The organism is Symbiobacterium sp. (assembly GCF_040797425.1).
Lineage (GTDB): Bacteria > Bacillota > Sulfobacillia > Symbiobacteriales > Symbiobacteriaceae > Symbiobacterium.
The window spans coordinates 67,379-86,816 of the sequence record NZ_JBFNEH010000002.1 but is presented as its reverse complement, the minus strand read 5'-3'; the positions used below and the strand labels follow the sequence as shown (position 1 = coordinate 86,816).

Here is a 19,438-nt window from a genome sequence, read left to right as displayed (position 1 = left end):
CCCCAGGGATCCCCTCGCCGCCAATCTGGCTGAGACATGCTTTCTCCCCTTTCGCCAGATTGGCATTATAGCAATTACTCCGCCTCCCGGACAACGGCCTCGTCGACCAGCGCGAACTTCAGCGTGGCCTCCGCCTTCAGCTCGTCCCCCACGAACGCCTTTCCCCTGCCGACGCCCAGCCCCCGGCGGATGCCCACCAGCTCTACCTCCAGGCGCAGCTGGTCCCCGGGCAGCACGGGCTTGCGGAAGCGGGCGTCGTCGATGCCGGCGAAGAGCGGCACCTTGCCGGCGTGCTCCGGCTGCGAGAGTACCGCCACAGCACCCGCCTGCGCCATGGCCTCGAGGATCAGCACCCCCGGAAAAATCGGGTTGCCGGGGTAGTGACCCTGGAAGACCGGCTCGCCGGCCGACACGTTCTTCACCGCCACCACGCGGCGGCCCGGTTCCAGCTCCAGCACCCGGTCGATCAGGAGCATCGGGTACCGGTGCGGGATGATGGCCATGATCTCCCTGATGTCCAGCGGATACGCCCCCCTGATAAGTGGAATTCTTATGTTGAGTATTCCCCCGAATGCGCCTCCTCTCCTCTCCGGGAGCGAGACTTGACGCGGGCCGCCATAGGCGGTACGATTACCCCACGGGGTATGGCTCGCAACAGCGGAGGTGTTGCATCGCATGATTCAGATCACCCCGGAAGCCGCCGCCGAGATCTCCCGGCGCCTTGCGGACAAGCCGGAGAAGGTGGGCTTCCGCATCTTCGTACAGGGTTTCGGCTGAGGCGGTCCCAGTTTGGGACTGGCTCTGGAAGAGCCGAGCGACACGGACGAGACGATCGTGAACGAGGGCGTGCGCGTCTACCTGGATCAGCGGGTGGCGCACTGGTTCGACGGGGCCGTGCTGGACTTCAAGCCCGACGAGTGGGGCGGCGAGTTCACCTTCAGCCACCCCGACGTGAGCCGGTGCTAGCGATGTCGCCGAGCGACCATGATGACGAGGGGAGCGGAACTCCGCTCCCCTCGCTGCATGACGGGGACTACCTGCACCAGTGCTTTGGTGCTATCGGGAAGATCCATCTCGGGAGTGATGGCGCCCTCCGCCCCCACCCATTATTCTGAGGGTAGTTCCCGCGCATGCATTTCACCGCCGAAAAACGACATTTCGCCGGTGAAAAACAGCATTTCACCGGAGTGCATATACAATTTGCACAACCGGCTCACCAGGAGGACGATCATGATCGCATGGGAAGGCTTCCGGCCCGGCCGCTGGCAGCGGCACATCGACACCCGTGACTTCATCCAGCAGAACTACCGCCCCTACGAGGGCGATGCCTCTTTTCTGACCGGTCCCACCGAGCGCACCAAGGCCCTGTGGGAGAAGGTCTTCGCCATCTTCAAGGAAGAGCAGGCCAAGCATGGCCCCCTGAAGGTGGACACGTCCACCCCCGCTGGCATCCTCTCCCACGCCCCCGGCTACGTGGACCGGGACCTGGAGCTGATCGTCGGCCTGCAGACCGACGAGCCCGGCAAGCGGACCTTCTATCCGGCCGGCGGCTGGCGCATGGTGGAGGAGTCCATGAAGGCCTACGGCTACCAGCCCGAGGAGCGCTGGCGCACCATCTACACCAAGTACCGCAAGACCCACAACCAGGGCGTGTTTGACGCGTACACTCCCGAGATGCGCGCCGCCCGCCACAACCACATCATCACCGGTCTGCCCGACGCCTACGGCCGGGGCCGCATCATCGGCGACTATCGCCGCGTGCCGCTGTACGGCGTCGACCGGCTGATTGAGGAGAAGCAGCGGGAGAAGGCGGCCACCGAGCCCTGGACCATGGACGAGGAGACCATCCGCCTGCGCGAGGAGCTGACCGAGCAGATCAACGCCCTCAAGGAGCTGAAGGAACTCGGCAACTGGTATGGCCTCGAGCTGGGCCGGCCGGCAGAGAACGCCCACGAGGCCGTGCAGTGGCTCTACATGGGCTACCTCGGCGCCATCCGGGAGCAGAACGGCGCCGCCATGTCCATCGGCCGCATCTCCACCTTCCTGGACATCTACATCGAGCGCGACCTCGAGCGGGGCCTCATTGACGAGGCCGGCGCCCAGGAGCTGGTGGACCAGCTGATCATCAAGCTGCGGCAGGTGGCCTTCCTGCGCACCCCCGAGTACAACGAGCTGTTCAGCGGCGATCCCACCTGGGTCACCGAGTCCATCGGCGGCATGGGCCTGGACGGCCGCACCCTGGTCACCAAGACCTCGTTCCGCTTCCTGCAGACCCTCTACAACCTGGGCCCCGCACCCGAGCCGAACCTGACCGTGCTCTGGTCGCACCGTCTGCCCGAAGGGTTCAAGAAGTTCTGCGCCCAGGTCTCCATCGACACGTCGGCGATCCAGTACGAGAACGACGACGTGATGCGCCCGCTGTGGGGCGACGACTACGGCATCGCCTGCTGCGTCTCCGCCATGCGGATCGGCAAGCAGATGCAGTTCTTCGGCGCCCGGGCCAACCTGGCCAAGTGCCTGCTCTACGCCATCAACGGCGGCGTCGACGAGAAGACCGGCCAGCAGGTGGGCCCGAAGCTCCAGCCCATCACAGGCGACGTGCTGGAGTACAACGAGGTGCGGGAGCGCTTCAGCCAGATGATGGACTGGCTGGCCCGGACGTATATTAACACACTCAACATCATCCACTACATGCACGACAAGTACAACTACGAACGGCTGGAATTCGCCCTGCACGACCGGGACATCTACCGCACGATGGCCTGCGGCATCGCCGGACTCTCGGTAGTGGCCGACTCGCTCTCGGCGATCAAGCACGCCAGGGTGAGGCCGATTCGCGACGAGCGGGGCATCGCCGTGGATTTTGCGATCGAGGGCGAGTACCCGGCCTACGGCAACAACGACGAGCGGGTGGACAGCATCGCCCGTGAGGTGGTCGAGGAGTTCCTGGAGAAGCTGCGCAAGAACAAGACCTACCGGAACGCCGAGGTCACGCTCTCGGTGCTCACCATCACCTCCAACGTCGTCTACGGCAAGCACACCGGCACCACGCCGGACGGCCGGAAGGCGGGCGTTCCCCTGGCGCCGGGGGCCAACCCCATGCACGGGCGCGACAAGAAGGGCGCCATCGCCTCGCTGAGCTCCGTGGCCAAGATCCCGTACGACGCCGCAAAGGACGGCATCTCCAACACCTTCTCCATCGTGCCCGCCGCGCTGGGCAAGACGCCGGAAGAGCGGCGAAGCAACCTGATCGCCATCCTCGACGCCTACACCAGCCAGGGTGGGCATCACCTGAACGTGAACTGCCTCCACCGCGAGACCCTGCTGGATGCCATGGAGCATCCTGAGCGTTACCCGCAGCTCACGGTGCGGGTCTCCGGCTACGCCGTGAACTTCGTGAAGCTGACCCGCGAGCAGCAGCTCGACGTGATCAGCCGCACGTTCCACGAGAGCCTGTAGATGACGGAAGTAGCTGGCGGGGTGGGGCGGGTCCACCTCGTACCGACACCCGGCCGTGCGCTCCGCACGGGCCGCATTCACTCGGTGGAGAGCTGCGGGGCCGTGGACGGCCCCGGGCTCCGGTTCGTGGTCTTCCTGCAGGGCTGCCCCCTCCGCTGCCGCTACTGCCACAACCCCGACACCTGGGACCCCAGGGGCGGCACCGAGGTGACAGTGGGCAGCCTCGTGGAGGAGATTCGGAAGTACATCCCCTACATGAAGTTCTCCGGCGGCGGTGTGACGGTGAGCGGCGGTGAGCCGCTGCTCCAGCCCGACTTCGTGGCCGCCCTGTTTGCCGAGTGCCGGCAGCTGGGCATTCACACCGCCCTGGACAGCAGCGGCTTCGCCCCTGCCGAGCGCGCCGAACGGGTGCTCGCGCAGACCGACCTGCTGCTGCTGGACATCAAGCAGCCGAACCTCCTGCGCCACAAGGCGCTCACGGGGGTTGACGGCCGTCGCCCCCGCACCACGGCCCGCCTGGCCGCGGCGATGGGGATTCCGATGTGGATTCGCTACGTGGTGGTGCCGGGTTGGACCGACGACCCAGCGGATGTGGAAGCCCTGGCCGACCTGGTGCTGACCTTACCCACGGTGGAGAAGGTAGAGCTCCTCCCCTACCACCTGCTGGGCAAGCACAAGTGGGAGGCGCTCGGGATCTCGTACCAGCTGGAAGGCGTTCTGCCTCCCCCGGCCACCACCATGGAGCGAATTCGGAAGCAGCTCACCGATCGGGGGATCCGCGTGGGCTGAACCGAGCAGACCCGAAAATGCTGACCGGTATCACGAAGAGGCGGCCTGGACTGCACGGGTGCGGTCCAGGCCGCTTTCCTCTGCGAACAGGGGCCGCGGCACGTCGCCGCGGCCCTGTCTCCTGCTTCGTCACATCACCCTGCGCAGCACCACCAGGTGGTCGTCCTGCACCTCGAACTCCTCCAGCACCCGGCCCGCGCCCTTGGCCACGCACGACACCGGATCTTCGGCCAGGTAGGCCGGCACGCCGGTCTCGGTGGCGATCACGCGGTCCAGGCCGTGCAGCAGCGAGCCGCCGCCGGTCATCACCATGCCCCGCTCGATGATGTCGGCCGAAAGCTCAGGGGGCGTGGCCTCCAGCACGGCCTTGATCGTGTCGCAGAGCGAGGTGACCAGCTCAGCCACCGCCTCCCGCACGTCGGCGGAGGTGATCGTAACGGTCTTGGGCAGGCCGGTCATCAGGTCGCGGCCGCGCACCTCCATCGATTCGTTGCGGCTGTCGCAGCCCGCGCTGCCGATGGCGATCTTGATCTCCTCGCCCGTGCGCTCGCCGATGAGCAGGTTGTACTTCATCTTCACGTACCGGACGATGGCCTCGTCGAACTTGTCGCCGCCGATGCGAATCGACTGGGTCTGCACGACGCCGCCCAGGGAGAGCACGGCCACGTCCGTCGTGCCGCCGCCGATGTCAATCACCATGTTGCCGGCGGGCTGGGTGATGTCCAGCCCGGCGCCCAGCGCGGCGGCCAGCGGCTCCTCCACCAGCGTCGCCGACCGGGCTCCGGCCTCCATCGCCGCCTCCACGACCGCCCGCTTCTCCACAGTGGTCACGTTCGCGGGGACGCAGATGACCATCCGGGGACGCGACAGAAGGCGGGGCCCCGAGACCCGCCGCAGGAACGCCTTCAGCATGGCCATCGTCACGTCGTAGTCGGCGATGACGCCTTCCCGCAGGGGGCGTGTGGCCACGATGTTGCCCGGCGTGCGCCCCAGCATGCGACGGGCTTCCTCGCCGATGGCCAGGATTTGCTTGGTATCGCGATGCATCGCCACCACGGAGGGCTCCCGGAGGACGATGCCTTTCCCCTTCACGTATACGAGCACCGTCGCCGTGCCCAGGTCAACCCCCACATCTGTCGCCCATCCAAACACTGTTTGAATGCCCCCTGTTCAAAGGCTGGAAAGTTTGCCACTGTCTTTCCAGCTTCGACGCCAGGAGGCAAACTCCTTCGCTGCGGGGGCTAGCGCTCGAGGTACTTCTGGCGCGTCGCGGCACCCCCGCGGATGTGGCGCTCGGCCTTGTTGTGATCCAGGACACGCTTGACCTTGGCGGCCAGCTCGGGGTTGATGCGGGGCAGGCGCTCCGTCACGTCTTTGTGCACAGTGCTCTTGGAGACGCCAAACAGCGCGGCCGTATCCCGCACGGTGTCCCTGGTTCGGCAGATATGGTTGCCTATCTCGATTGCACGCTTCCAGATGTGGTCCTTCACCGCTGGGCCCCCTTCGCCCTGGATGGTTGGTAGAGTCTATTGGGGCCAGCGGGCAAACATGACGGCGCAGGGGCTGGGGAGCGCTGGAAAACGGGCGCGCTGCCACCGCCCCCTCGGTCACCGGGGGGGCGGTGCCGCGCGCCCTGCCTGTTATCCGGCTACGGCTCGATGTGCAGTTCGGGGTCCACCGGCTCGCCGTCGATCAGCAGGCTGAAAGCCAGGTGCGGACCGAAGCTCCGGCGCAGGGGAACCGGCTGACCCACGTACCCGATGGTCTCACGGGCGGACACGGAGTCGCCCTCCGCGACCACCACCTCCGCCAGGCCGGCGTACCGGCTCTGCCGGCCGTCGCCGTGGTCCAGCACCACCACCGTGCCGTCCACCGGGTGCTCCTCCACCGCCGCCACCCGTCCGCCGGCGGCGGCGAAGACGGGCTGCCCCGGCGTGGCCTCCAGGGCGACGGCGTTGTACAGGCGGTAGTCACCCAGGCTCTCGTCCACGGAGCCGAAGGCCTTCACCACCCGGGGGGTGCCGGAAAGCGGCCAGGCCAGCGCCTCCACCGCAGGCTCTGCGCCGTCTACCACGGTTTCGGCCGCCTCCCCCGGAGGCGCAGAGGTGCTGTCGCCGGCTTCCGCCTCCTCGGTCTCCGGCGCCGGTGCCGCAGCAGAGCCAGTGGCTTCGGGAAGGGCCGGAGCGGGCGCCGGGCGCAGCTGGTACCACGCCATGCCGCCGATCAGCAGGAAAAGCGCTGCGGCGGCGGCAAGCGCCAGGCGACGCTCAGGCGGCAGGCCGCCCGAAAAGAGTTGGGGCAGACCACGCACAGGCTTCACTTCAGATCACCTCGTGAATAGCCTGCCCACTTTCCTGGCAATTCAGACAGACATTGGCAGCGAACGGTTCTAGGTGTCGAATAATCGGTTCAGGCTCACGCCCGTATAGTAATGCGTGAGAATCTCCCGGTAGGTCTTCCCGGCGCGGGCCATGCCCTCTGCGCCGTACTGGCTCATGCCCACGCCGTGGCCGTCGCCGAAGGTCTCCACCACCACGTGGCCGTCCTGCCAGAAGACCCGGAAGTCGGTGGAACGCAAACCGAGCCTCTCCCGGAACTCCCGGCCGGTCATGGTGAGGTTCCCGATAGCCACCTCCTTCACCCGCCCGCCGGCGGTGCGGGCCGTCACCTGCACCGGCGAGAGGCCGGCCCGGGCGGCGGCCGTGACCGCGAGCACCGGGTCGCCGCCCGCCGGCGCCAGGGCTTGGGCGAAGTCCTCCGGCGTGAAGCGGCGCTGTTCCACGAGGCGGGGGGCATCGGCCCCCCAGGTGTCGTCCACCGGCACCAGGTAGGGCAGGTCAGTATCGAAGTAGTCGCCGGCGCTCTCGGTCATCCGGCCCGAGACCGCGTGGTAGAGCGCGTCGATGACCTCGCCCTGGTAAGTGAGCACCTCGCCCTCCGTCTCGGCCTGGGCGACACTCAGGCGGCTCCAGAACTCCTCGGCCTGTGCCGGCCCGTATCGCTCGGCCAGCTGCTCACGGGTCATGTAGGCCTGGCTCGTGCGGTAGTCGGCGCACACGTCCGCCTCCGGCTGGAGCGGGCAGCCGCCGGACCCGCCGAACTGGCGCATCCGGCGCACGGTGTAGGTCCGGGCCACCACGAACTGCGCCTTCAGAGCCTCCATGGAGAAGTGGGCGGGCATCTCCGCGGCCACCACCCCTTTCAGGTACTCCCCCAGGGGCATGACCTCCACGGCGTCCCGGTCGGGGAAGTAGACGCTGACGGGCAGCGAGTCTGCACCCTCGGGCTCCGACGGAGGGGCGGGCAGCGCCGCGGGCGGAAGCGGTTCCACCGCCGCGGGGGACGGCGACGCTTCAGGCGACGGCTGCCGCTCCGGTGTGACCAAAGCGCGCGGCGCGGGCGTGCGGAGCGCCACGCCGAGCCCGGCCGGCAACGCAAGGGTCACAAGCCCAACCACGAGCCCGGCAACCAGGAGAAAACGCAGCATGCCCTCTCCTCCGCAGTCGGGATGCAGGTGAACGACACCCTATCTCTATGGGGAACCTGTCCCTGATATTACATAAGGCGCTCCCGGCGCGCTCAGTAGTCGCTGCGCACCACCGGCCAGCCGATCCAGAAGCGGCCCTCCCCGCCCTCGTGCCGCACCGCCACCTGAACGTTCACCGGATAGGGGCCCGGGGGCAACAGCCGCGACCAGCCGGCCACCGAAGCCGAAGGGCCTTCGGCCCAGGGCTGGCGGTCCCGCGCCGCCACGCCGTCCAGCGCGGCAGCGGCCAGCGCCAGCGGACTGTCGGGTCTGGCCGTGCGGCCCGAGAGTTCCACGTAGACCGGCGCCTCGAGCCCTTCTGCCGCCAGTGCGGCCTGGAGTGCGGCGTGGGCCTCGTCCCAGCGGCCGGCTTCGGGGCCGTGGAGACGCCACTCCACGGTAAGGACAGGCCCTCCGATGCCGTCCTCCACGGCGAGGCGGCGCTGCCCGGCGGGAGAGGCCTGCGGTGCCCGGTCCAGGCGGGCGGCCAGTCGCTCCGCTGCCTCCGGGCCGGCCGCGGGCACCGTGGCCACGAGTGCGGCTGCCTCCAGGCGCCCGCCCATGGCCGCCACGGCCCGGCCGAGGGCCGCGATGCCAGACTCCTCGGCGGAAACGTCGCTTGCGGCCACCTGACCCCCGTCTCCCGTGACCGCCGCACGGGCCGGCGCCAACCCCGGGCGGGCCGCCGCCAGAGCCACGTACACCGGCAGAAGCAGCAGGGCAGTCAACAGCACCGGTTGGCGCATCGGCAAACACCTCCTAGGGGGAGTCTTGCCCCCTGGGCGTTGACGTAAACACGCACCGGTTCCGGGCACGTGTACACGGAAGGAAGAATTCCCGGCAGGAATCCTGCCGATTCCATCGAATCATGGTGCAAGGTCGCAATAGACTGGTAGCGGGCACAATGGTGCCCATTCTTCATTCGTCCTGGAATTGAGAACATTTTGGGGGCGGTGGTCGCCGATGCACCCATACCTCGCCGGAGGCACTGCTGTGGGCATCGGGTTGATCGCGGCCGTGCCGCTCATCCGCTGGGGGCCGGTATGGTGGCGGGTGTGGCGGCGGGAGATGGCCAACCAGGAGTCGTTGGCCACGGCAAAGGAGCGACTGAACGAGGAGGCGAGCCGTCTGTTTCCGTACACGCCAACCGAGCTCCAGCAGGCGCTGCAGGAGCAGGGGTACTTTCTTGATCTCCTGACGACCAAGAAGCTCTGGTCCTACCTCCGCCAGGGCAAGCCGGTGGGGCTGCGGGGCGAGCCCGGCATCGGCAAGTCGCAGCTCGCCGAGGCCTTCGCGCGGGCCATGGGATACGACCTGGTGGACCTGGAGTGCCACAGTCACCTCGAGGCCGAGGAGATCGGCATCTCCTGGAACGGCTTCAAGCAGATCGTGGACGCGCAGGTCTACCAGCGCACAGCTGACGGGCCGCCGCCGAACCTCTACACGCTGGAGTACCTGAACCGCACCCCACTCCTGGAGAGCGTGCTGGCGAACCGGCCCACCGTAGTCCGGGTCGACGAGGTCGACAAGCTCAACGAGCACACCACGAACTTCTTCCTGCGCTACCTGGACCGTCAGGAACTGGTGGTGCACAACCTCGACCAGCCCGGCCAGTCGCGCGTGCTGAAGGCGCGGGCGCCCCTTTTCATCTTCCTCACCTCCAACGAATACAAGCGGCTGGATACCGCCTTCATGCGCCGCACGGTCTGGCTGGACCTCAAGTTTCCGTCTGAGGCCATCCTGACCCGTATCGTCGAGCGGGCTGCGGGGGTGCCGGTAGACTTCGCGGCGCGCGTGGCCCGCATCGTCGTCCAGCTGCGCCAGCTGAACATGGAGAAGAAGCCGGCGATTGCCGAGGCCATCGAGTGGGCCCGCGCCCTCCTGGATGTGGGAGACGGGAGCATCACCCCCGAAACGGTGGAGGTGACCATCGGCTTCCTGGCCAAGTACCCGGAAGACGAGGCCATCGTCAAGGAGGCGCTCCGACAGTGGTACGACGGCTTCGGACGAACCGCCTGACCGATGCGCTGCTGCGCTGGCCCCGCCTTCTCGTTCGCTGGCTGCTGGCCCGTCTGGGCCGTCTGAAAGCGCGCAGCCGGCGCGCCCTGCGCACGGGGGTGCGCGTGGCGCGCCTGTTTCTTTCTGCCCGCGATCCGAACAACTTGTACGTCATCGCCGGCGAGGGGGCGTATCACCAGCCGGAGGGTGCGCTGGCCCTGGCGGCGGTGCAGCCGGGCGAACGCTCCGCCACCCTGCTGTGGGCGGGCACCCCTGCGCCCGTGCCCGAGATCGCCGTGACTGGCCGCCTCACCCTCTGGGGCGGGCTGGCGCCGTCGTCGGTGGCCGAGAGCGCGGCGGGAGCCGAGGCGGCCAACCGCCGGTACGCGTATGTGGACCTGCTGAGGTCACCGCTCCGCAAGCTCTCGCAGCGGGAGATCGAGCAGCTGGAGGAATTGGTGGAGCGCCTGGCGCGCCGGTGGCTCAACACCGACCAGACGTTCCGGCACTGGCCCCGCCGCAACCGGCTCGACGTGGCACGCACGCTCCGGTACAACATCCCCCGCTACGCCGGAACGGTGCTCCAGTTCCGGTGGCCGGTGAAGGAGATCCCCGAGCCGGAGCCGGCCAGGCCTGCCCGTATCCTGGTGATCGGCGACGTCTCCCACTCGATGGTCCACTACGTCTCCGTCCTGCTCTTTTTCTTTCACAGCCTCAACTTCAAGTTCAGTGTAGAGAGCTACGTCTTCAGCGAGAGGGCCACCTATGCCACCCCGTACCTGAAGGGCACCGGCTCCTTCGAGGCGAAGGTGCAACGGCTCATGCAGGGGGCCCGGTCCTGGGACGCGGGCACCCGGTTCGGCTCGGCCCTGGCCGAGATCGCGGCGCACGCGCGGGTAGACGACCAGACCTACGTGCTCATCGCCACCGATGGCAAGGTCTCCCTGAAAGAGGACGAGCGGCGCAAGATCGAGCTCTACATGGGCGAGCTGCGCCGGCGGGCCCGGCAGGTAATCTTCGTCACCCCGTCGGCCGACTTCTCCAGCGGAGCACGGGGAGAGGGCCGGCAGAAGCAGCGGCGGCTGGGCACCCTGATGTACGGCTGCCACCAGGTGCCCATCTGGGCCATGGGCACGCCGCACTGGTACGGCGTCCTGGGCCGATACGCAGATCGGATTTACCTGGTGCGCACCGTGCAGGACCTCCTCGACATGGTCGAGAACCTGCTTATGAGCAGCTCCCCCACGGAGAGTGAATAACCTGTGGAGGTTCGCATGGGAAAGTTTGAACGAATTACCAACCAGCGCATCTACCAGCAGATCGTGGACCAGATCACCCGCATGGTACAGCAAGGCGTCCTGCAGCCCGGCGATCGCCTGCCGCCCGAGCGCCAGCTGGCGGAGGAGTTCGGCGTGAGCCGGGCGGCGGTGCGCGAGGCCCTCTCCGCCCTCCGCCTGCTGGGCCTGGTCGAGGTGCGCGCCGGCGAGGGTACCTTCGTCGCGCACTCGGCCGGCGACCGGATCATCTCCCCGCTGGCCCTGGTGCTCACCATCGAGCAGAGCGAGGCCGTGGGGCGCGAGCTCCTGGAACTGCGGGCGGCGATCGAGGCCCAGGCCGCCGCGCTGGCCGCCGTCAGGCGCGAACCGGAGGACCTGGTGGCGATGGAGGAGGCCCTGGCCGAGATGGAGGCCGACCTGCATGCGGGCCGGCTGGGCGCAGACGCCGATTGGCGCTTCCACGACGCGGTGGCCAGCGCCAGCGGCAACGCGCTCCTGCTCAAGACCATGCGCTCGCTGAGCGAGACGATGCGGGAGGCGCTGGGGCTCTACCGTGAGCGGCTGCTGCGGATCCCGGGCATGGGCGAGGTTCTGCTGCAGGAGCACCGGGACGTGCTGGCGGCCATCCGGGAGCAGAATCCGGTCGCGGCCCGGGAGCGGATGTTGTCGCACATCCTGCGGGTCCAGTCGACGCTCTACGGGCAGGAACGGGAGTAGCGGTCTAGCGGCGCCGGTACAGAGGGGCTATTTGTGAGCGCAATAACTTGCGCTTATGACTCCTTGTCGCCAATGGAAGGTCATTTGCCGCGCGGGCAGCAGGCAGAAGCGTAGACCCCTGCGAACAATAGGAGTGGTCTGACCACCAGTCCATCCGACCACGCGCGGGTGCGGCTGCCATCCTACCACTCATCTCATCATGGGGGGCTCGTGCATGCAGTTCCTGCAGACCTATGACCCGCTCGGCCAACCGCTGCTCTCCACCCTGGTTGCGGCGCTGCCGCTGCTGCTGCTTCTCTACCTCCTCGCCTTCGTGCCCTGGCGCGACAAGCAGGGCCAGCGCCGCCGCGGCATCCCGGCGCCCCGGGCCGCCCTGGCTGCGTCGCTCCTCTCCCTGGTCTTTGCGGTCTTCATCCTGAAGATGCCGGCCATCACGGCCACCACGTCATTCCTCTACGGCGCCGCGTCCGGCCTGTTCCCCATCGGCTGGATCCTGCTGGCGGCCATGTTCCTCTATACCCTCACGGTGGTCACGGGCCAGTTCGACGTGGTCAAGGAATCCATCGTCTCTATCTCCTCTGACCGGCGCATCCAGGTGCTGATCATCGCCTTCGCTCTGGGTTCCTTCCTCGAGGGAGCGGCGGGCTTCGGCATTCCCGTGGCCATTGCCGGAGCCATGATGGTCGGGCTGGGCTTCAAGCCCTTCCAGTCGGCGGTGCTCAACCTGCTGGCCAACTCGGTGCCCGTGGCCTTCGGCGCCATCGGCACGCCCATCATCACCCTGGGCGCCGTGACGGGCCTCGACGCGCACCGGCTCGGCATGCTCTCCGCCCTGGAGCTCATGCCCTTTTGCCTGATCACCCCCGCGCTGGTGATCACGGTCATGGTCAAGATGGACCGCAAGCCCCTCCGCAAGGTGTTGGAGGTCTGGCCGGCCCTGGTGGTATCAGGCGTCGCGTTCACCCTCTCGGAGTACCTCACCGCCGCCTACCTCGGCCCCAACCTGGTGGGCATCCTCGGCGGTCTCATCACCCTGGTGGCCCTGCTGGGGCTGTGCGCCGTGTGGAAGCCCGCCCGCCCCTACGATGAGGAGGCCGCCATGACCGCCCCGGCGGCGGGGGCGCGCTCCGTCGCCGCCATGGCCGGCGGTGCCGGCGGCCACAGCCGTGGCGAGGTCGCCCGGGCGTGGCTGCCGTGGGTGCTGCTCACCCTCTTCGTCTTCCTCTGGGGACAGCCCGCCGTGAAGAATGCGCTGGACCGGGGGCTCGGCGGCATCCCCACCGTGTTCAAGTGGCAGGTCCCCTTCCTCCACGGCGTGGTCTACCGCATGCCGCCCGTGGTGCCCGAGCCGGCGGCCGAGTCGGCCGTCTACACGCTCAACTGGCTCTCCTCCCCCGGCACCGCCATCTTCCTGGCCGCCATCATCGCGGGGCTCTGCCTGCGCATGACGGGGGCGCAGTGGAAGGAGACCATCACCCGCACGCTCACCCGCATGAAGGGGCCGGTCACCACCGTGGCGATGGTGCTGGGCTTCAGCTACCTCACCCGGTACACGGGCACCGACGGCACCCTGGGGCTGGCCTTCACGAAGACCGGCTTCCTCTACCCGTTCTTTGCCCCGCTCCTCGGCTGGATCGGCGTCTTCATCACGGGCTCTGACACCTCGGCCAACGCCATGTTCGGCAGCCTGCAGCAGATCACGGCACGCCAGCTGAACCTCGACGAGTATTTGATCGTCTCCGCCAACTCCGTCGGCGGCTGCACGGGCAAGCTGGTCAGCGCCCAGTCCCTCGTGGTAGCTACCGCCGCAACCTACGAGGACCAGCGCGAGGCCAGCAGCGCGGTCGGGTCCATCCTGCGCGCCGTTGCCGGCTTCAGCCTGGGAATGGCGATTGTCGCCGGCCTGATCCTCATGGCGCTCGCCTACGTTTTCCCCGGTCTGGTCCAGTGATGGGAGGTGTCTGATGTGAAGGTATCGCTGTTCATCACCTGTCTGGCCGACCACTTCGCCCCGCAGGTCGGCGAGGCGGTGTTTCACCTGCTGCGCCGCCACGGCGTGGAGGTCGACTTCCCGGCTGGCCAGACCTGCTGCGGCCAGCCCTCATGGAACACGGGCCATCTGGACGACGCCCGTGACTTCGCCCGGCTCTATATGAAGACCTTTGCCAGAAGCGAGTACATCATCCAGCCTTCGGGCTCGTGTGCCGGGCACGTGCGGTACTTCTACCCGAAGATGTTCCCCGACGGCTCCCCCGAACAGCGGGAGGCGGCGGCCATCGGGCAGCGCACTTACGAGTTCACCGAGTTCATGGTGAAGGTGCTGGGCGTGAAGGACGTCGGCGCCCGCTTCAAGGGCAAGGCGTTCTTCCACACCAACTGCCACATGCAGCGGGAGCTGAAGGTGCGGGAGGAACCGCTGGAGATGCTGCGCTGCGTGCGCGACCTCGAGCTGGTCGACATCCCCCGGCCCGACCTCTGCTGCGGGTTCGGTGGCGCCTTCTCGGTGAAGGAGCCGGAGATCTCCACCGCGATGGCCGACGACAAGCTCGACGCCATCCTGGCCACCGGCGCCGACCTGCTGGTCAGCTCCGACCTGGGCTGCCTGATGCACCAGGGCGGCCGCCTGGAGAAGCGCGGCATCACCTCTGTCCGGCCGGTGCATATCGCAGAGCTGCTGTGGGAGGGGGTTCAGCAGAATGGCCGCTAGAGCCGAAGCCCTGGAGCGGGTGCGGAAGGCGCTGGGCGACCAGCACCTGCGGGGGGCCGTACGCTATACCGCCGAGAACCTGTACATGAAGCGCAAGGCCGCCATGGCCGACCTGGACGCCCAGGCGGCCAGGGGTGATGCCATCGGCAACTTCGAGGAACTGCGGGCCCGGGCCCGGGAAATCAAGCTGCACACGCTGGCCCACCTGGACGGCTACCTGAAGCAGGCGGCCGACCAGATCCGGAAGAACGGCGGTGTGGTGCACTGGGCCAGGGACGCCGAAGAGGCCAACCAGATCGTGCTGGAGATCTGTCGCAAGCGCGGCGCCCGGAAGCTCATCAAGTCCAAGTCCATGGTCTCCGAGGAGATCCACCTCAACCAGCACCTGGAGGCCGAGGGGCTGGAGATCGTCGAGTCCGACCTGGGCGAGTACATCATCCAGCTGGCCCACGAGACCCCGGCCCACATCGTGATCCCGGCCATTCACAAGACCCGCCGGCAGATCGCCGACCTCTTCGGCGCCGTCGCCGGCCACGAGCTCCCCACCGACACCAAGTCGCTGACCGCCTTCGCCCGGGCCACCCTGCGCCACAAGTTCATGACCGCCGACGTGGGCGTGACCGGCGCCAACTTCGTCGTGGCCGAGACGGGCACGATCTGCCTGGTCACCAACGAGGGCAACGGCCGGCTCACCACCTCGGTTCCGCCCTGCCAGATCACCCTGGTGGGCATGGAGAAGCTGGTGCCCCGCCTGGAGGACCTCGCGGTGATGATGGCCCTGCTGCCCCGCAGCGCCACCGGGCAGAAGATCACCACCTACTTCAACATGATCACCGGCCCGCGACGGCCCGGCGAGCCCGACGGCCCGGAGGAACTGCACGTGATCTTCCTCGACAACGGGCGCTCGCAGATCCTGGGCAGCCGGTACGAGGAGGTGCTCACCTGCATTCGCTGCGGCGCCTGCCTCAACTCGTGCCCCGTCTACCGGCAGCTGGGCGGCCACGCCTACGGCTCCACCTATCCCGGGCCCATCGGCTCGGTGCTCACCCCGCTGCTGCAAGGGCTGGAAGAGTGGGAGGAACTGCCCCAGCTGTGCAGCCTGTGCGGCGCCTGCCACGAGAACTGCCCGCTGGGCATCCACCTGCACGAGTACATCATCCAGCTGCGGGGCGAACTGGTCGCCCGGGGCCGCGAGAACCCGCTGATGCGCACGGCCCTGAAGCTGGTCCACTTCGCCTGGACCCGCCCCGGCGTCTACCGGTTCGTCGCCGGCTCGGCGCACCTGGGGACGAAACCCTTCACCCGCAAGCGGAAGGATGGCAGCGAGTACCTCGACAACCTGCCCTCCATCGCCGCCGGGTGGACCATGAGCCGCACCATGCCGGCGCCGGCCAGGAGGCCCTTCCACCAGCGCTGGGCGGAGCTCGAACGCCAGGGAGGTGCCAAGTAGATGACCACCGAGCAGGAGTTCCTCTCGCACGTGGCCCGGAGGCTCGGCCGCAGCCCTGAGCCGGCCCCGGCCCCCTTCCGGCCGTCCCGGCCGGTCGGCCCCGTGGGCCCGAAGGGCGGCTACGCTCTCGCCGACCGGTTCCAGCAGGAGCTGGAGAAGATCAGTGGGGTGGTCCACCGGGTGAAGTCTGAGGGCGAGGTTGCGCCGCTCATCGCCCGTATTTTGAAGGAAGCCGGTGCGGCGGGCAAGCCTGTGGCCCGCTGGGCGGACCCCGCGCTGGATGCGCTCGGTATCGATCAGGCGCTGACGGCGGCCGGCCACCCCGTGGTGGCCTTCCAGACGGGCGGCGACGGGCGGGCTTTCGTGGAGGCGGTGGAGAAGGCGGCGGCGGGCGTGGTCGCCTGCGATGCGGCCATCGCCGAGACCGGCACCATCGTGATGACCACAGCCCTCACCCGGGGCCGCACGGTGAGCCTGCTGCCGCCGCTGCTCATCGCCGTGCTGCGCAAGGAACAGATTCGCTACAGCAGCGTGGATGTGTTCCGGGCGCTCGCCTCCGGTGCGATGCCCTCGCAGGTGATCTTCAAGTCGGGCCCCAGCCGCAGCTCGGACATCGAAAACGACCTCTCGATCGGCGTCCACGGCCCGGGCGCCCTGCACGTGATCCTGATCTGAACAGCGCAAGCGGGAGGGGGTAGACCCCTCCCGCTGCTCGTTGTACGAGAGCCCACGCCTCCCAGGGCGTGGGCTCGTGCGCTTATTCCTCCTCGTCCAGCGCGCCGGCCGCCCGCAGGCGGGCCAGTGCACGGCGCAGCGCGGCCTCGGCCCGCGCCCGGTCGATGTTGGCCTTCCGGTCGCGCAACCTGGCTTCGGCCCGCTTCCGGGCCTGCATGGCCCGCGCCACGTCGATGGACTCGGCCAGTTCGGCCGCGTCGGCCAGCACGGTAACCCGGTTGTGGGAAACCTCCATGAAGCCGCCGATCACGGCCGCCCGCTTGAACACGCCGTCCTGCCGGTAGCGGAGGACGCCGATGCGCAGGTTGGCCACCATGGGCGCGTGGTTGTGCAGGATGCCCATCGAGCCGTCCACCACCGGCACGACCACCGCGTCCGTGGGCGCGTCCTTCAGCACCGTGTGCTCGGGCGTGATGATGGTGAGCGTCATCGCTTCTGCGGCCACTTTACTTCACCTCGGCCAGCAGCTTCTTGCCCTTCTCCACGGCCTCCTCGATCGTGCCGACCATGTAGAACGCCTGCTCGGGCAGGTCGTCGTGCTTGCCCTCGAGGATCTCCTTGAAGCCCTTGACCGTGTCCTTGACGTCGACGAACACGCCGGGCAGGTTGGTGAACTTCTCGGCCACGAACATCGGCTGCGAGAGGAAGCGCTCGATCTTGCGGGCCCGGGCCACGATGAGCTTGTCTTCGTCGGAGAGCTCGTCCATGCCCAGGATGGCGATGATGTCCTGCAGCTCCTTGTACCGCTGCAGCACCTTCTGCACGCCGCGGGCCACCTCGTAGTGCTCCCGGCCCACGATGTTCGGGTCGAGGATGCGGGAGCTGGAATCCAGTGGGTCCACGGCCGGGAAGATCGCCTTCTCGAACACGGCGCGGGAGAGAACCGTCGTCGCGTCCAGGTGGGCGAAGGTGGTGGCCGGGGCCGGATCGGTCAGGTCGTCGGCCGGGACGTAGATGGCCTGCACCGACGTGATCGAGCCCTTCTTGGTGGAGGTGATGCGCTCCTGGAGGTAGCCCATCTCGGTGGCCAGCGTCGGCTGGTAACCCACGGCAGACGGCATGCGGCCGAGCAGCGCCGACACCTCGGAACCGGCCTGCGTGAAGCGGAAGATGTTGTCGATGAAGAGCAGCACGTCCAGGCCCATCTCGTCGCGGAAGTACTCGGCCATCGTCAGGCCGGTGAGCGCCACGCGCATACGGGCGCCGGGCGGCTCGTTCATCTGGCCGAACACCATCGCCACCTTGTCGATGACGCCGGCCTCGATCATCTCGTGGTAGAGGTCGTTGCCCTCACGGGTGCGCTCGCCCACGCCGGCGAAAATCGAGTAGCCGCCGAACTTGTAGGCGATGTTGTGGATGAGTTCCTGGATCATGACCGTCTTGCCCACGCCGGCGCCGCCGAAGAGACCGATCTTACCGCCGCGGGCGTAGGGGCAGAGCAGGTCGATAACCTTGATGCCGGTCGGCAGCATTTCCTGGGCGGGGTTGACGTTCGCCACACCCGGGGGCTCCCGGTGGATCGGCAGCGAGACCGGGCTGTTCACCGGCCCCTTGCCGTCGATCGTCTCGCCCAGCACGTTGAACATGCGGCCCAGGACCGGCTCGCCCACGGGCACCGTGATCGGCGCCTGCGTGTCGTAGACGACCTCGCCCCGCCGCAGGCCGTCGGTAGAGTCCATGGCGATGCAGCGGACCTGGTTGTTGCCGAGGTGCTGCGCCACCTCCAGGGTCAGGTTGATGTCGCCCCGCTCCCCGCCGTTCCGGATCACGAGGGCGTTGTTCAGCTTCGGCAGATGGCCATCGGGGAACTCCACGTCGACGACGGCGCCCATGATGGCCAGGATCTTGCCAATCGGTTCGCTCACTGCGGGTTTCCCTCCTCTACTCAGGAAGCAGGCTTAGCCCTGAAGGGCGTTGGCGCCGCCCACGATCTCGGAGATCTCACGGGTGATGGCGGCCTGGCGGGCCCGGTTGTACGCCAGCGTGAGCTTGGCGATCATCTCCTGGGCGTTGTCCGTGGCGTTGCCCATGGCCGTCATGCGGGCGCCGTGCTCGGACGCCTTGGACTCCAGCAAGGCCTGGTAGAAGACCGTCTCCGCGAACCGGGGCACCAGGGTGTTGAGTACCTCCTCGGGGGACGGCTCGTAGATGTACTCCACCTGCGCCTGCCCCTCCTCCTCGCGCGTAGCCGGCTGTACCGGCAGCAGCTGCGTCTCCACCGGCCGCTGCGTCACGGCGTTGATGAACTCGGTGTAGATCAGCCGCACCTCGTCCACCTCGCCGGAGAGGTAGAGCTCCACGATCTTGGAGACGATCTGACGGGCGAGGGCGAAGGTCATGTTGTCGCCCAGGTTCACGAACTCGAGAACCGGCTGAATCTTGCGCTTGACGAAGTAGTCGCGGCCCTTGCGGCCAATGCAGATCAGCTTCACCGGACGGGCCTCGGCCTCGATCGCGGCGTGGGCCCGCCGGATGACGTTGATGTTGAACGCGCCGGCCAGGCCCCGGTCGGCCGTGATCACCACGTAGGCCACGGTGGGCGTGCCCTCCGGTTGCCGCGAGAGCAGCGGATGGTTCTTACCCGCTCCCGCCGCCACCAGGCGGCCGAGGGTCCTGGCCAGCTCCCGGGCATACGGCCGGGCGGCCAGCACCCGCGCCTGCGCCCGGCGCAGCTTGGCGGCGTCCACCATCTTCATCGCCTTGGTGATCTGCTGGGTGGACTTGACGGCCTTGATGCGCCGCTGTACCGCCTTCTTGTTCTCAGCCACAGTGGGTCACCA

19 protein-coding genes are annotated in these 19,438 nt (G+C 68.0%); 10 read left to right on the top strand and 9 right to left on the bottom strand.

Going from position 1 to position 19,438, the window contains the following annotated elements:
* Positions 1–74: 74 nt before the first annotated feature.
* Positions 75–521: a 3-hydroxyacyl-ACP dehydratase FabZ gene (fabZ, locus tag AB2385_RS01145; RefSeq protein ID WP_367653109.1), complete on the bottom strand. Its 447-nt coding sequence runs from the start codon at positions 519–521 to the stop codon at positions 75–77.
* A gap of 268 nt (positions 522–789) precedes the next feature.
* Here fabZ and AB2385_RS01140 point away from each other — a divergent pair, with 268 nt between their 5' ends.
* From AB2385_RS01140 to pflA, 3 genes are all read left to right on the top strand, one after another.
* Positions 790–966 carry a hypothetical protein gene (locus AB2385_RS01140; protein ID WP_367653069.1) on the top strand — a complete coding sequence of 59 codons (177 nt, stop codon included), beginning with the start codon at positions 790–792 and terminating at the stop codon, positions 964–966.
* 264 nt (positions 967–1,230) lie between these two features.
* Positions 1,231–3,459 (top strand): formate C-acetyltransferase, encoded by a 2,229-nt coding sequence (pflB, locus tag AB2385_RS01135; RefSeq protein ID WP_367653068.1) that lies wholly within the window; start codon positions 1,231–1,233, stop codon positions 3,457–3,459.
* On the top strand, positions 3,460–4,248 hold the full coding sequence (gene pflA, locus AB2385_RS01130; RefSeq protein WP_367653067.1) for a pyruvate formate-lyase-activating protein: 789 nt from the start codon (positions 3,460–3,462) through the stop codon (positions 4,246–4,248). It abuts the gene before it with no gap.
* A 129-nt stretch (positions 4,249–4,377) separates the two neighbouring features.
* Here pflA and mreB read toward each other — a convergent pair whose 3' ends face one another.
* The 5 genes from mreB to AB2385_RS01105 form a co-directional block, all read right to left on the bottom strand.
* Positions 4,378–5,400 carry a rod shape-determining protein MreB gene (gene mreB, locus AB2385_RS01125; protein ID WP_367653066.1) on the bottom strand — a complete coding sequence of 341 codons (1,023 nt, stop codon included), beginning with the start codon at positions 5,398–5,400 and terminating at the stop codon, positions 4,378–4,380.
* 89 nt (positions 5,401–5,489) lie between these two features.
* Positions 5,490–5,738 (bottom strand): sporulation transcriptional regulator SpoIIID, encoded by a 249-nt coding sequence (gene spoIIID, locus AB2385_RS01120; protein ID WP_367653065.1) that lies wholly within the window; start codon positions 5,736–5,738, stop codon positions 5,490–5,492.
* Between the two features lie 158 nt (positions 5,739–5,896).
* Positions 5,897–6,568 carry a peptidoglycan DD-metalloendopeptidase family protein gene (locus AB2385_RS01115; protein WP_367653064.1) on the bottom strand — a complete coding sequence of 224 codons (672 nt, stop codon included), beginning with the start codon at positions 6,566–6,568 and terminating at the stop codon, positions 5,897–5,899.
* Positions 6,569–6,637: 69 nt separating this feature from the next.
* The gene (gene spoIID, locus AB2385_RS01110) at positions 6,638–7,735 is read right to left on the bottom strand and encodes a stage II sporulation protein D (protein ID WP_367653063.1); all 1,098 of its coding nucleotides are present in this window, start codon (positions 7,733–7,735) and stop codon (positions 6,638–6,640) included.
* 92 nt (positions 7,736–7,827) lie between these two features.
* Positions 7,828–8,520 (bottom strand): hypothetical protein, encoded by a 693-nt coding sequence (locus AB2385_RS01105; protein ID WP_367653062.1) that lies wholly within the window; start codon positions 8,518–8,520, stop codon positions 7,828–7,830.
* A gap of 247 nt (positions 8,521–8,767) precedes the next feature.
* On the opposite strand from AB2385_RS01105, the gene AB2385_RS01100 reads away from it, so the two are divergent.
* The 7 genes from AB2385_RS01100 to AB2385_RS01070 all read left to right on the top strand — a co-directional run bounded on the left by AB2385_RS01100 (position 8,768) and on the right by AB2385_RS01070 (position 16,598).
* The gene (locus tag AB2385_RS01100; protein ID WP_367653061.1) at positions 8,768–9,793 is read left to right on the top strand and encodes an AAA family ATPase; all 1,026 of its coding nucleotides are present in this window, start codon (positions 8,768–8,770) and stop codon (positions 9,791–9,793) included.
* Positions 9,763–11,031, top strand: a complete 1,269-nt coding sequence (locus AB2385_RS01095) for a VWA domain-containing protein (protein ID WP_367653060.1) — start codon at positions 9,763–9,765, stop codon at positions 11,029–11,031. Before AB2385_RS01100 ends, AB2385_RS01095 begins: the two co-directional genes overlap by 31 nt.
* A gap of 15 nt (positions 11,032–11,046) precedes the next feature.
* On the top strand, positions 11,047–11,766 hold the full coding sequence (locus tag AB2385_RS01090; RefSeq protein ID WP_367653059.1) for a FadR/GntR family transcriptional regulator: 720 nt from the start codon (positions 11,047–11,049) through the stop codon (positions 11,764–11,766).
* A 214-nt stretch (positions 11,767–11,980) separates the two neighbouring features.
* Entirely contained in the window at positions 11,981–13,717 is a 1,737-nt protein-coding gene (locus AB2385_RS01085; protein ID WP_367653058.1) for an L-lactate permease, read from the top strand.
* Between the two features lie 15 nt (positions 13,718–13,732).
* Positions 13,733–14,473: a (Fe-S)-binding protein gene (locus tag AB2385_RS01080; RefSeq protein ID WP_367653057.1), complete on the top strand. Its 741-nt coding sequence runs from the start codon at positions 13,733–13,735 to the stop codon at positions 14,471–14,473.
* Entirely contained in the window at positions 14,463–15,923 is a 1,461-nt protein-coding gene (locus AB2385_RS01075; protein WP_367653056.1) for a LutB/LldF family L-lactate oxidation iron-sulfur protein, read from the top strand. The genes AB2385_RS01080 and AB2385_RS01075 overlap by 11 nt, the downstream gene beginning before the upstream one ends.
* A complete protein-coding gene (locus AB2385_RS01070) occupies positions 15,924–16,598 on the top strand; it encodes a lactate utilization protein C (RefSeq protein WP_367653055.1) in 675 nt (224 codons plus the stop codon).
* Between the two features lie 82 nt (positions 16,599–16,680).
* Here AB2385_RS01070 and AB2385_RS01065 read toward each other — a convergent pair whose 3' ends face one another.
* From AB2385_RS01065 to atpG, 3 genes are read right to left on the bottom strand one after another with little or no spacing between them, the layout of a single operon-like run.
* Positions 16,681–17,088: a F0F1 ATP synthase subunit epsilon gene (locus AB2385_RS01065; RefSeq protein WP_367653108.1), complete on the bottom strand. Its 408-nt coding sequence runs from the start codon at positions 17,086–17,088 to the stop codon at positions 16,681–16,683.
* A 16-nt stretch (positions 17,089–17,104) separates the two neighbouring features.
* Positions 17,105–18,523: a F0F1 ATP synthase subunit beta gene (atpD, locus tag AB2385_RS01060; protein ID WP_367653054.1), complete on the bottom strand. Its 1,419-nt coding sequence runs from the start codon at positions 18,521–18,523 to the stop codon at positions 17,105–17,107.
* Between the two features lie 33 nt (positions 18,524–18,556).
* Positions 18,557–19,426: an ATP synthase F1 subunit gamma gene (gene atpG, locus AB2385_RS01055; protein ID WP_367653053.1), complete on the bottom strand. Its 870-nt coding sequence runs from the start codon at positions 19,424–19,426 to the stop codon at positions 18,557–18,559.
* Between the last annotated feature and the right edge of the window lie 12 nt (positions 19,427–19,438).

Coding starts and splice junctions, on each gene's coding strand:
- AB2385_RS01090 (WP_367653059.1), top strand. CDS start 11,047: ATGGGAAAGTTTGAACGAATTACCAACCAGCGCATCTACCAGCAGATC.
- AB2385_RS01085 (WP_367653058.1), top strand. CDS start 11,981: ATGCAGTTCCTGCAGACCTATGACCCGCTCGGCCAACCGCTGCTCTCC.
- spoIID (WP_367653063.1), bottom strand. CDS start 7,735: ATGCTGCGTTTTCTCCTGGTTGCCGGGCTCGTGGTTGGGCTTGTGACC.
- AB2385_RS01065 (WP_367653108.1), bottom strand. CDS start 17,088: ATGACGCTCACCATCATCACGCCCGAGCACACGGTGCTGAAGGACGCG.
- pflA (WP_367653067.1), top strand. CDS start 3,460: ATGACGGAAGTAGCTGGCGGGGTGGGGCGGGTCCACCTCGTACCGACA.
- AB2385_RS01105 (WP_367653062.1), bottom strand. CDS start 8,520: ATGCGCCAACCGGTGCTGTTGACTGCCCTGCTGCTTCTGCCGGTGTAC.
- AB2385_RS01075 (WP_367653056.1), top strand. CDS start 14,463: ATGGCCGCTAGAGCCGAAGCCCTGGAGCGGGTGCGGAAGGCGCTGGGC.
- pflB (WP_367653068.1), top strand. CDS start 1,231: ATGATCGCATGGGAAGGCTTCCGGCCCGGCCGCTGGCAGCGGCACATC.
- AB2385_RS01070 (WP_367653055.1), top strand. CDS start 15,924: ATGACCACCGAGCAGGAGTTCCTCTCGCACGTGGCCCGGAGGCTCGGC.